Here is a 12,053-nt window from a genome sequence, read left to right as displayed (position 1 = left end):
CCCCGGGCGGGGAGGTAGCCTCGGGGCGTGCCCACCTCGACTCCGGCCGCTCCTGACCACGAACCGCAGTCGGTGGCGGTCGAACGCCGCGACGTCGGCGAGCAGGAGTCCCGACGCGCCAACGGCGCGGACTGGGACCGCTACGCCGACGAGTACCAGTCCACCCACGGCAGCTTCCTGGGCGACGCGGGATTCGTCTGGGGACCCGAGGGACTGACCGAGGCGGAGGCCGGGGCGCTCGGCGAGGTCCGGGGCAAGGACGTGCTCGAGGTGGGCAGCGGCGCCGGCCAGTGCTCGCGTTGGGTGCGCACCCAGGGAGGGCGCAGCATCGGTCTCGACCTCTCGCACCGGCAGCTGCAGCACGGCCGACGCCTGGACGCCGAGTCCGGCGTGAGCGTGCCCTCCGTGCTGGGCACCGCCACCGCGCTGCCGTTCGCCGCAGGCTCGTTCGACGTGGTCTTCTCCTCGTTCGGGGCCCTGCAGTTCGTCAGCGAGATCGGGACGGCCCTCGACGAGGTCGTCCGGGTGCTGCGGCCGGGCGGCCGTCTCGCGTTCTCCATCACCCACCCCACGCGGTGGTCCTTCCCGGACGACCCCGGCGAAGGTGGCCTCACCGCGACCCAGTCGTACTGGGACCGCACGCCCTACGTCGAGGTCGACCCCGAGACCGACGAGGTGCGGTACGTCGAGCACCACCGCACCCTTGGCGACTGGGTCGCCCTGCTGGCCGACCGCGGCTTCGCGCTCACCCGTCTCCTGGAGCCCGAGTGGCCCGCCGGCCACGACCGGGTGTGGGGCGGCTGGTCGCGCACCCGGGGCCTGCTCACCCCCGGCACCGCGCTGTTCGTGGCGGACCTGCGCTCCTGACACCGGTCCGCCCACAAGGGCGGAAAAAGCCGACGGCCCGCCCGGATGATCCGGGCGGGCCGTCGTCATGACGGGTCGAGCGGTCAGGCGTTCGCCTTGGCCTTGGCCTGGGCCGGGCTCTCGGTCCGGGACGAGCCCTGCGAGCGGCGGTGCAGCACGAAGCCCAGCACCAGCAGCAGCGCGCCGAGGATGCCCAGCACCAGCGGCAGCGTGCTGCGGATCATCTTGAGCTGGGTCACCTTGGCGCCGTACTCGTCGACGTTGTTCGCGATGGTGTCGTCGGTGAAGGTCGTGGTGACCTCGGTCAGGGTGGCCCGGTCCTCGCCGTCGATCTGCAGGGTCGCGCCCTGCTGCTCCTGGCGCTTGATGACGACGCCGGTCTCCGGCTCCACCCAGAAGGTGCGGGTGTTGGAGTAGGAGCGGTCGGCCTCGATCGAGTCCTCGCCCTCCTCGCCCACGACGTCCGGCGGGACCTCCATCTGGGTCCAGACCTCGGGCTCGATGACCTGCTCGAAGACGTAGGTGTCGAGCCCCTCGAGCTTCTCCTCGCGGACGTACTCCGCGGGGAACGCACGCAGCAGCGTGCTGTCCCACCACTGGTAGGTCTTCTTCTCGGTCTGGAAGGGGAACTTGAAGATCTGACCCTCGAAGTCCACCGCCTCCGGCTGCCCCTGGACGGTCTCGGAGTAGGTGCCGCACTTCTCGCACTCCACGGCCTCGCCGGTGTGCGCGTCGAAGGCGACCCGCTCGATGCTGCGCGAGCGGACGACGTCGTCGTCGGACTTCGTGGAGGTCGCGTTCTCCCAGACCCGGATGTCGTCACCCGCGTCCTGCGAGGCCTTCACGTCTCCGGTGGTCTTGGCCGTGGTGGTCAGGTCGACCTGGATCTCGGAGAGGCTCGGGATGTCGAAGACCGTGGCCCCGGCTCCGCTCAGCTGCGAGACCGTGTCCTGCTCCACGGGCGCGACCGCCAGGTTCGGGTACGCGTAGAACTTGAGCAGCAGACCCACTACCAGCAGGAATCCGCCCACACCCGACAGGATCGGGCCCAACTTTCCTCGCACTTGCGTGCTCCCTCCACAGACAACAGCTCGATGAGACGTGCGGCACGCTACCAGTGAGTACGGGTTCTAGTGGCCTGCGCCACAAAGTTCCGCATGTCAGGACGCCGACGCGTGCCGCGGTGCGGACCTGCGCCCGCCTCAGGCGGGTTTGCGCAGCACCTGCCACAGGTTCCAGGTCAGCACCTCGCGGGCACCCGGGACCTTGAGCAGGTGCCGACCCGCCGGCGGGAAGTAGCGCGGACGCTCCTCCAGCAGCTCGAGGTCGGGCCGGCTGCGGGCCCAGTCCAGTCCCTGCTTGACCGTGGCGGCGTACATGCTCTCTCCGAAGACGTTCTTGGGAGGCTTGCCGTGGCGACGCTGGTAGCGCCGGGCCGCCCGGTGCCCGCCCAGGTAGTGCCACGGCGAGGTCTCGTGACCACCCCAGGGGCCGTACCACGCGGTGTAGGAGAGCACCACCAGGCCGCCGGGGCGCACCACCCGGACGATCTGGTCGGCCACTGCGGCCAGGTCCGGGACGTGCTCGAGCAGGTTGCTGGAGAAGGCGATGTCCACCGACTCGTCGGCAAGGGGCGCCTGCTCCGCGCGGGCCGCGACGGACCACGGGTGGCGGTCCCCGTGGGCCGTGATCTCACTCAGGTCGAGGTCGATCACCACCGAGCGCGCTCCCCGCTCGGCGAACGCACGGGAGTAGAACCCCCCGCCGCCGCCGAAGTCGGCGATCGTCCGGCCCGCCAGGTCGGTGTGCTGCTCCATCAGCGCCACCGTGTCCCCCGCGATGAGCCCGTAGAACCCCTCGGGGTCCGTCTGCTCGGTCAGGAAGGACCGGAACAGCCGCACGGAGCGCCGCCAGTCGTCCTTCTCCCGCTGGGTGGTTTTCGTGCTCGGCGAAGGTGTGGAGTGGGTCACATCGCGGATGCTACCCTCCGGTAATCAGCAACGGGGAGGGAGACCAGGTGGTGTACACGGAACGAACGGCAGAGCGAACGGACGAGGCCATGGCAGCGCGGGAGGGTACGGACACGCACGTCGTGTTCCTGAACTGGCGCGACCAGTGGCACCCGGAGGGCGGCGGTTCCGAGACCTACCTGCGCCAGGTCGCAGAGCGACTCGCCGCGTCGGGCCACCGGGTGACGACGTTCACCGCCCGCTACCCCGGCTCGCGCGCCGAGGAGACCGTCGAGGGCGTGCGCTACGTCCGTCGCGGACTGCACCTGTCGGTCTACCTGTGGGCGGCGCTCTATCTCGCCACCGGGCGACTGGGTCGGGTGGACAGCGTGGTGGAGGTGCAGAACGGAATGCCGTTCCTGGCCCGTCTCTTCACCCGGGCGCGGGTCGTGGTCCTCGTCCACCACGTGCACCGTGAGCAGTGGCCCGTGGTCGGCAAGGTGCTGGCCCGCATCGGCTGGTTCATGGAGTCGCGGGTCGCGCCCTTGGTCAACCGCCGCGCGCCGTACGTCGCGGTGAGCCAGATCACCGCCGCCGAGCTGGTCGAGCTGGGCGTGGACGCGAGCCACATCCGGGTCGCCTACAACGGCATGCCCCCGGTGCCCGAGTTCGTCACCCCACCGAAGGACGAGCACCCCAGCCTGGTCGCGCTGAGCCGCCTGGTCCCGCACAAGCAGCTGGAGCACGCCCTCCGGACGCTGCACGAGCTGCGCGACGAGATCCCGGACGCCACCCTGACCATCATGGGCAGCGGCTGGTGGCACGACGAGCTGACCGCGATGACGGCCGAGCTGGGACTGGTCGACCGAGTCCGGTTCCTCGGGCACGTGGACGACTCGGTGAAGTTCGCCGAGCTCTCCCGCGCCTGGGTGCACCTCCTGCCCTCGCTCAAGGAGGGCTGGGGCCTCTCCATCGTGGAGGCCGCCCACGTGGGCGTCCCGTCGATCGCCTACCGGTCGGCCGGCGGGGTGCAGGAGTCGATCCTCGACGGCGTCACCGGGCTGCTCGCCCAGGACGAGGACGACTTCACGCACTGCACCCGCCGACTCCTCCAGGACCACGAGCTCCGGCAGAGCATGGGCACCAAGGCACGGCTGCGCAGCGAGCAGTTCACCTGGGAGGCCACCACCGCCGTGGTCGAGTCCTGCCTCCACGACCGTGCAACAGTGGGAGCGACCTCAGCGCGCTGACCCGTCCGGCGATGACCCACCCGCGCGGTCCGTGCCGGTGCCACGCCCGTGGCGACTGGACGAGGGCATGACAAAAGGACGGATCCCCTGGGGGATCCGCCCTTCGTCTGGCGTCAGGAGCTCGGCGAGGCGAACCTCACCGAGCTTGCGATCCGGACTCAGCCGTCGGCGTACTGGCCGCTGCCCGGGTCGGTCGGCTCGTCCGAGCCCGCGTCCACTCCGGTCAGGGCAGACACCCCGATGAACACGGCGAGGACCGCGGGGACTACGCCCGCAGCGATCGACAGCAGCCAAGTCAGCATGTGTAAGTCCTCCCAGACCCAGAAGTGCAGTGGCTGTCAACTATACGCATCGGTAGCCTCCTGCGGGCAAGAACACGCCCGCTTTCTGGACACTCTCGCCGCGACGCCCAGCCCGGCCACGGTGGAGAGCAGGACGGCCAGGTCGATCCCGGCGTACCAGGCGGCGCGCGAGGAGTCCCCCACCGTCGTCCCGCCCGTCGCCTCCGCGGCTCCGGGCAGGCGGTACAGGGAGAGCTGCTCGCCCTCCACCACGGGCACGGCGCCGGCCGGCAGGACCACCTCCTCCGGCGTCTCGTGCACCAGCACCCACTCCACGCCGGCCCGGGCCAGCACCTCGGCAAGCTCCTCGGCGCCCTCGGCCGACCGGACCCGGGAGGCCAGGGCGGACTCTCCGCCCACGGTGCCGGACTCCACCGCCAGCGCGTCCTCGGTCACCATGCTGCCGGGGAAGAACCGCGGCGCCGGGTCCAGGATGGTGCGCGGGGTCCAGTCGAACCGGCGGTACGTGGAGAACGGCAGGACCAGCACCCGCTCCTCGTCCACACCCTCGTCCTCCATCACCCCGCGGATCTGCGCCCACTCGTCGGGGAAGTCGCTGGTGGTCAGGAACCCACTGAGGCCGGCGGCCAGGGACGGCAGGGCGACGGCGGGCAGCAGCACCACCGTGCCCAGCCACCAGCGCGCGTGGTCACCGAAGCGCGCCAGCCGTCCGTGCAGGGAGGCGAGCAGCGACGCGAACCCGGTCGCGCCCACCAGCACCCACGGCATGACGAGCTTCTGGGAGTCGCGCAGCAGGCCACCGCCCGGCACGTGCACCACCACCCACTCCAGCAGCGGGCGGGTCGCCTCGAAGGCCGAGAGGGAGGCCAGCAGGACCGGACCCACGCCCAGCAGCAACGCCGCCGGGAGAGGCAGCACGGGCCGTCGCCGGGCCAGCCAGAGTCCCAGCACCGAGAGCAGGACCACCGCCACGCCGACCCCGGCGAGCAGCGGCGTGCCCCGGTCGTCCGGGACGACGGCCTCCTTCCAGATGCCACCGAAGGTGGCCACCGAGACCAGGACTCCCCACGGCGTGTCGGCGCGGGAGGCGAACGCCTCGACCCCGAACGCGTCGGGAGGCAGCTGGTCGGCGCCGTTGAGCAGCGCCGGGAGGATCCACGGCAGGTTGACCCAGGCGCCCAGCAGGCCGACCAGCAGTCGAGTGCGCCACCCCTGGACCAGCGCCAGCGCGACCAGCACGGTGAGCACTCCGCCGGTGGGGCTGGCCCAGCCGGCGACGGCGAGTCCGGCGATCAGGCACACCGCGCCGGAGCGCCACGCGGTCTCGCGCAGGCGGAGCGCACCCGCCGCCACCCACGGCAGCGCTGCGTAGCCGACGAGCAGCGCCCAGTGCCCGATCCCCAGGCGCTCGTGGAGGAAGGGGTTCCAGCAGTAGAGCAGCATCCCCCCGGCGCGGGCCAGCGCCGGCAGGTCACGCAGCAGGTGGGCGACGCCCAGGCCGGCCCCCAGGACGATCCCCACCAGCACCAGCTTCTGGAGCAGGTCTCCCGGCACGACCTGGCCGAGCAGGGAGACCCACGCGTCGCTCGGCACCGCCCGAGGCACTCCCCCGTCCCCGCCCGTCCAGGCGTCCTTCCACGGCTGCTCGGGGACGAAGACCATGTCCCCCACCAGCACGAAGCCCGGAGCCAGCAGCGGACCGAGCACCACCAGCGCCACCAGGCCAGGCACCAGGGCGTCGACCCACCGGGCGTTCCTCACGACGACGGGAGCTGGGCGGGCACGGGCACCCCCGCCGCGAGACCGGTGACGCACAGGGTGTGCTCCCGCGACTCCAGCGCGATGCTCACGCTGGAGTAGCCACGGGTCACGGGAACGTAGAGCGAGTGCAGGCCGCTGCGGACCGGCAGGGTCGTCCGCTCGCCCGCGACGTCGAGGACCGCGTAGGTGTCGCCGTCGAGGAAGTAGTCGACACGGAGCACGTGCGCGCCGTCCTCCACGGGTCGGCGCATCGCGATCTCGCGCCGCTGGGCGGTGACCGGATACCCGCAGTCCCGGTTCGGGCCACGCACGGACCGCACGGGGGCGTAGACGTCGATGCCCCAGACGTATCCCTGCTCGGTGACCAGGGAGAGGAACTCGCTCGCGCTCCCGAACGACGGGCGGTCCCGCAGCGCCGAGGCCACGACCGAGAGCCGGGCCTCCTCCCCCAGGTCAGGCCCCATCACCCCCGCCGGGACCGGTCCATCGAGCAGCACCGCCTGTGGGTTGGAGGCCACGCCCTCGGCCAGGTTGGCCAGGTAGAGCCGGTCGTCGTCGCCGGTCAGGGTGGGGAGCAGCGCCTCGCGGGTGATCGCGGCAGAGGCCAGGACGGCGACCGCGACGGCGACCGCGAGGAACGCGGGGCTCGGCCCGGACCGCCGGACCAGCGCCCGGGGAACCGGCGTACCACGCAGCGCGACCGCCAGCAGCACCACCGCGACCACGGCGGCGTCCGTCAGGAACCGTCCTGATGCGCTCGCCCCGGCGGAGGAGGCGGACAGCACCAGGCCCGAGGCGAGGAGCAGCAGGGCACCCAGGCCCGCGACCACGCCCTGTGGCCTGCCGGAGCGACGCAGAGCATCGAGCAGCAGGAGCAGGAGAAGGCCGCCGACCAGGACGGCCGGACCCGCCGCCGTCAGGTGGGTCTCGACCACCTCGCCGGACCAGGGTCCGCCGGCCACGGCAGGCAGGCCGGACTGCAGCAGGGCGTCCAGGGCGCTCCGCCATGCCTCCGGGGACACCAGGGCGGTGCCGTGCTCACGCACGGAGACGAATGCCCGGACCACGCACGCCACGGCCATCCAGCCCCACAGGGCGGGCGAGGCGCTCCAGGCGGCGCGCACGCGTGCGCGCCAGCCCTCCTGGTCCCCGCCAAGGACCCCGGCCAGCACCAGCAGCACGACCCAGGGAAGGAGCAGGGTGCGGTCGTTGCCGAGCAGCAGCAGCGTCATCGCCGTCCCGGCGATCCAGGGTCCGTGCCGCCACCCCTCCTGGACGCGGAGGAGCAGGGCGAGCACCGCGGCCAGGAAGAGGATCTGCACCGGCAGGTGGAGCAGCGCGAGCGACCACCACACGATCGGGCCCAGGGTCAGTGGCGTGAGGACCGCGGCGACGAAGAGCGGCAACCGCAGCCAGCGCTCCTCGAGCAGCCGGGAGAGCACCAGCCACAGCAGCAGGGCCCCCAGCACGTGGAGCGCCAGCACCGCGTACGTCGGCCCCGCCCAGCTCAGCGGGGCGGCCCGTTCGACGGCCCAGGCCAGCAGCATCCCCACCGGGGAGAGCTCCCCTGCCAGCGGTTCGGTGAGCAGAGCACCGGAGAGGGCCTCGCCGTTCAGCCGGGCCAGGAGGACGAAGTCGTGCTGGGTGAAGTAGCCCTCCACCAGCACGCTTCGGAGCCAGACCGTGTGACCGACCAGCACCAGCATCGCAAGCAGGGCGGGGCGGCTGGCGAATGCCTGCCGGATCCAGTGCGTCACGAGGACCTCCGGGTGCCGGGGGGCCGAAGCAGCCCCAGGGTGAACACGCCGATCGCCGCGGCGGCGACCCAGTCCGCGGCCGCCACGTTGACGGTCCCCTCCTGCCAGGACGAGAACGACTGCATCCCCGCGGCGAGGGCGACCATCCCCGCCGGCACCAGCGACAGGGCCCGGCGACGCCGGCGAAGCAGGAAGCCCAACGCGACGCCGCTGAGCAGGGGGGCGCCGCCGAGGAGGAAGGCGCCCAGGCCCAGAGCCAGGAAGGTGACGGTGTCCATCTGGCCCAACCACCGGCGCTGCGGCACCACGGAGAGCCTGCGGCTCCCCCGGCCTCCTCGGCCACGTCGCAGCTCCAGGCCAATGGCGAGGGCGAGCAGGCCCAGCGCCGTCAGGGCGCCGATCCCGAGCTGGGTGGCGTAGGTGCGATCGGGGATGAACTCGAGCTGCACGAGGCCGCCCTCGCCGGCGTCGAGCTTGAAGCCCTGCTGCCAGCCGTCGAGCCGGAGCGGCTCCAGGACCTCTCCGTCGAGGGTGGCCTGCCAGCCGGCGTTCACGTTCTCCGGGATCCGCAGCACGCTCTCGGGGCCCGGACCCACCGTGACCGCCCGGTGGTTGGCGTCCCACCGCTCGATGCCGACCTCGCGACCGCGCACCTCCTCCTCGACCGGCGACCCGGCCACCGGCTCGAGGGTGAGCGAGGTGACCGCGAACTGGGGCGTGGAGGTGACCGTGAGCTGGTGGGTTCCCTCCCCGATCCGGACCGCTCGGCGGCCGCACAGCTCCAGCTCGAGGTCGGTCCCGCCGGCCACGTCACCCAGGGTGCCGGTCACCCGGGTCGGGTAGCGCCGGCCGTCCAGCACGAGGTCCGGGCCGAATCCGCACACCGCGCCCGTCTGCTGCTGCGGGTTCCACGGGGTCTTGAGCCTCTCCAGGCCTTCGAGGTGGAGCTCCCCGATGCCCAGGGGCGGGAGGTCGGCACCGGTCGGGCTCTTCCTGGGCATGGGGAAGGTGATGGTGACCGCGCTGGCCCGCATCGGCTCGAAGTAGCCCAGGGAGTCCGGGCCCAGCCGCACCTCTCGGCGTTCGCCGTCCTCGCTCTCGATCACCGCGGTCCGAGGCGCGGAGGAGTCGATGTGCGAGCTCTCGACCTGCAGCCGGGAGATGGTCCGCGGCGATCCCCACCGAAGGTCCAGCGAGGGCGACGCGTCCCCGCGGGCGGCGATCCACGGGGTCATCGGGTTGTCGTCGACAGCCCGCTGCCCGGCCACCGACGGATCGAGCGCCAGCGTCGAGGACGCGGACGCCGAGAGCCGGTTCTCGAAGGGGTGCAGGAGGTCGCCGGTGGCCGGAGCGCTCCGGGCGACCACCGTGGCTGAGACGCGGTAGCGGCCGCCGCTGGCCGTGCGGAAGGTGCGGTCGAGGCCGAACTCCTCCTCGCTGGCGCGTCCGGAGCCGGCGTCGCACTGGGGCCCCAGTCCCACGTCCACGCAGGCCCGACGGTGCGGCCGGGCACGGAAGACGAAGGCGGAGCTGCCGCTGGCACCCTGGTCGGGCAGCACGAGGGTGCGGGCGATCTCGACCCCCTCGAACGTGACGTCGCGCAGCGCCACGACGGCGTAGCGGGGCTCCCCCAGGACGTCGGTGACGGTGAGTCGGACGCGATCGACTGGCGTCCCGTCCAGCTGGACCCGCACCTCGCCCGTGATCGGGTCCACCTCGGCCGGGTAGCTCTTGCCCCCGGCGTCCACCCGCAGCCGGCGGATCGGCACGCCGCTCACCCCGTCGACGGAGGCGAGCACCCGCATCTGGGTCAGCGGGCGCTTCTCGAGGAACTCGATCTCCAGCCACTGCCCGACGGGGTCCTCCAGCGCGGCGGAGCGCCAGTAGGTCTCGGGCGACCCGTCGAGCGCGGCGTACGGGGCCATCTGCGCCTGGATGGCGCCCAGGTTGTCGACGTACCCCGAGGAGCTGGAGGCCGTCACCGTGCGCAGCGAGGTGTAGCGGGCGTGCACCCGCTGCTCCTCGGCCACGCCGGGGTAGTCGTGCACGGCACGCGAGGAGCGGTACTCCTCGTCCTGCGTCATCACGTGCCCGGTCGCGTCGACCAGGCGGCCGAACTGGCGCTCCCTGCGCCGGAAGCCGTCCGCGACGACGTCGGGCTCGGCCTCCCAGCCGGGTTCGGCGGAGTTGACCGTGACCTCGCCGGCCCTGAGCAGTCCCGCCTCCATCGCGGTGACCACGTCCTCGGGGCCGCCGGCCAGCGTCTTGACGGAGGTGACGTCGACCGCCTCGAGCAGCGGGATGTTCCGCTTCACCTCGAAGACGTCGATCATCGACTGGGAGCCGAACGAGGTGCTGCCGAACGAGGCGACCTTGTCGATCCCGGGGCTCCGGCTCAGGGCCAGGTCGACGCGGGCCGGGCTCGGGGCCTCGGTCGCCCACAGGTCGAGGTCGCGGCGGACCAGCACGTGCTTGATCCCGGCCCGGGCCAGCGCGTCGGCCAGCACCGGGGAGCCGAGCCCGTCCTGGATCCGCTCCTCGATCGCGTCGAGGTAGCGGATCGTCTGGCCGGGAGCCAGCGGCACCTGGCTGCGCGAGACCCAGGGCGACTCGGCCAGCGCCTGCATGGGCTCGTCGATGGTCCAGCCCCAGGTCTGCTGGCCGAACCCGGCCCCGGGCAGCACCAGGGTGCGCCGTCCGTCGTCATGGCGGCCGAGGTACTGGGCGGCCTCGACCCAGGCGCGCGGGATCTCCTTCCACCCCGGACGACGCAGGTCACCGGTGAAGAGCGGCTGGGCGGAGGCCGCGAGGAGCAGGAGCGCGGCGACGAGCACCACCGGCCGCACCACCCGGCGCGGCACCAGGCCCAGCCGGCCGCCCGACTCCTGGCGCGCCTTGAGCCCTGCCCGAAGGCGCGTCGCGAGCAGCCCCGCGGCGTGCGCGAAGCCGAGCGCCAGCGGCAGCCGGACGACGGGATCGAGCTTGTGGATGTTGCGGAAGGGCGACAGGGCGCCGTCCAGCAGGTCCCGGAACCCCCCGGACAGCGGGCTGCCGAAGCTGTCGACGTGGCCCAGGGTGAGCAGCACGAGCCCGGCCAGTGCGCTGAGGGCGAAGGGCAGCCGGTAGGGCATGTTGCGGTGGAACAGCCCCAGGAGGCTGATCGCGGCCACCATCCCGGTGAGCAGGACCAGCAGCGCGTCGGTCGCCAGCTGGTAGGAGCCCTCCCACCAGGGACGTCCGCCGACCCAGATGAAGGAGAGCCAGTGGTCGGCGCCGCGGGTGACGTTGGCCCAGCCCAACGGCTGGGTGGTGGCGCTCGCGGTCTCGATGTAGTCGAGGAAGGGCGGGATGTACCTGCCCTGGGTCAGGAGCCCGAAGACCCACCACAGGGTGGCTGCGATCACCGCGAGCGGCCACCACACCGCCATCCGCCGTCCCTCGGGAGAGCGCAGGCTGGTGGCGATCACCAGGGCGGGCAGCGGCAGTGCGAGCAGCACCTCGGTGGCGTTGACCCCGCCCATCATCAGCACGGCCACCCCGGACCAGACCGAGCCGTGCAGCGGGGTGAGGCGTCCCTGGAGGACCAGGATCAACGGCAGCACCACCCAGGGCAGCACCGCGGACGGGTGGATCTCGCCGGTCAGGACGCCGGAGAGACCGAGGAGGCGGGGAGAGAAGGCGTACGCCAGCCCCGCGACCATCGGCAGCCAGGGACGGTTGCGCGAGGAGTCGATGGCGCGGAAGAGCTGGCGGGCACCCTCGTAGGCGACCACGAGCAGCAGCCCGGACCACAGGCGCTGGACCACCCAGTCCGGCACCCGGGCGAGCTCGCCCAGCAGGAAGAACGTGCCCTGCGGGAAGAGGTAGCCGTAGGCCTGGTTCTGCAGCTCGCCGAAGGCGCTCATCGGGTTCCAGGCCGTCATCGTGCGCTCAAGGAACGCGCCGGGAGCGACGGTCAGGTCGAGCTTGGTGTCGAAGGTGGTCTCACCCGCGTACTGCCGGAACGAGAACCCGACCAGGACGATCCACACGAGGACGTTGGGCCAACGTCTTTCGTGCGCGTCGTCAAGAAGGTCTCGTCGACTGAACCACACAGTGAACCTCGTTTCGGACCAGCCGACTCTCAAGTAACGTGCGGGGCACTCTATCCGCCGAGCACCACTTCAT

At 72.3% G+C, this 12,053-nt stretch carries 8 protein-coding genes; 2 read left to right on the top strand and 6 right to left on the bottom strand.

Annotation, left to right across the window (positions count from 1 at the left end):
- Positions 1 to 27 precede the first annotated feature (27 nt).
- Positions 28 to 867, top strand: a complete 840-nt coding sequence (locus H8838_RS08595; protein WP_224766483.1) for a class I SAM-dependent methyltransferase — start codon at positions 28 to 30, stop codon at positions 865 to 867.
- An 83-nt stretch (positions 868 to 950) separates the two neighbouring features.
- On the opposite strand, the gene H8838_RS08590 is transcribed toward H8838_RS08595, so the two are convergent.
- Both H8838_RS08590 and H8838_RS08585 read right to left on the bottom strand, forming a co-directional pair.
- Positions 951 to 1,931, bottom strand: a complete 981-nt coding sequence (locus tag H8838_RS08590; RefSeq protein WP_224766482.1) for a DUF3068 domain-containing protein — start codon at positions 1,929 to 1,931, stop codon at positions 951 to 953.
- Positions 1,932 to 2,069: 138 nt separating this feature from the next.
- The gene (locus H8838_RS08585; protein WP_224766481.1) at positions 2,070 to 2,837 is read right to left on the bottom strand and encodes a class I SAM-dependent methyltransferase; all 768 of its coding nucleotides are present in this window, start codon (positions 2,835 to 2,837) and stop codon (positions 2,070 to 2,072) included.
- A gap of 122 nt (positions 2,838 to 2,959) precedes the next feature.
- Between H8838_RS08585 and H8838_RS08580 the strand changes: the two genes are divergently transcribed.
- Positions 2,960 to 4,066, top strand: a complete 1,107-nt coding sequence (locus H8838_RS08580; RefSeq protein WP_224766480.1) for a glycosyltransferase family 4 protein — start codon at positions 2,960 to 2,962, stop codon at positions 4,064 to 4,066.
- A gap of 158 nt (positions 4,067 to 4,224) precedes the next feature.
- On the opposite strand, the gene H8838_RS08575 is transcribed toward H8838_RS08580, so the two are convergent.
- The 4 genes from H8838_RS08575 to H8838_RS08560 are packed head-to-tail and all read right to left on the bottom strand — an operon-like array spanning position 4,225 to position 11,917.
- Complete coding sequence (locus H8838_RS08575) at positions 4,225 to 4,368, bottom strand: hypothetical protein (protein WP_181310694.1); 144 nt, start codon at positions 4,366 to 4,368, stop codon at positions 4,225 to 4,227.
- Between the two features lie 36 nt (positions 4,369 to 4,404).
- Positions 4,405 to 6,129: a hypothetical protein gene (locus tag H8838_RS08570; protein ID WP_185994865.1), complete on the bottom strand. Its 1,725-nt coding sequence runs from the start codon at positions 6,127 to 6,129 to the stop codon at positions 4,405 to 4,407.
- The gene (locus H8838_RS08565; RefSeq protein ID WP_185994866.1) at positions 6,126 to 7,886 is read right to left on the bottom strand and encodes a hypothetical protein; all 1,761 of its coding nucleotides are present in this window, start codon (positions 7,884 to 7,886) and stop codon (positions 6,126 to 6,128) included. Before H8838_RS08565 ends, H8838_RS08570 begins: the two co-directional genes overlap by 4 nt.
- On the bottom strand, positions 7,883 to 11,917 hold the full coding sequence (locus H8838_RS08560; protein WP_185994867.1) for an alpha-(1->3)-arabinofuranosyltransferase domain-containing protein: 4,035 nt from the start codon (positions 11,915 to 11,917) through the stop codon (positions 7,883 to 7,885). The genes H8838_RS08565 and H8838_RS08560 overlap by 4 nt, the downstream gene beginning before the upstream one ends.
- Positions 11,918 to 12,053: the final 136 nt, after the last annotated feature.

The sequence above is a fragment of the Nocardioides campestrisoli genome, from assembly GCF_013624435.2.
Taxonomy (GTDB): Bacteria; Actinomycetota; Actinomycetes; order Propionibacteriales; family Nocardioidaceae; genus Nocardioides; species Nocardioides campestrisoli.
Note: the sequence above shows the minus strand (reverse complement) of the source record. Positions and strands in the feature narration are given on the sequence as shown.

What these genes read in the sequence shown, in the direction of transcription:
- H8838_RS08575 (WP_181310694.1), bottom strand. Translation starts at nt 4,368, where the DNA reads ATGCTGACTTGGCTGCTGTCGATCGCTGCGGGCGTAGTCCCCGCGGTC.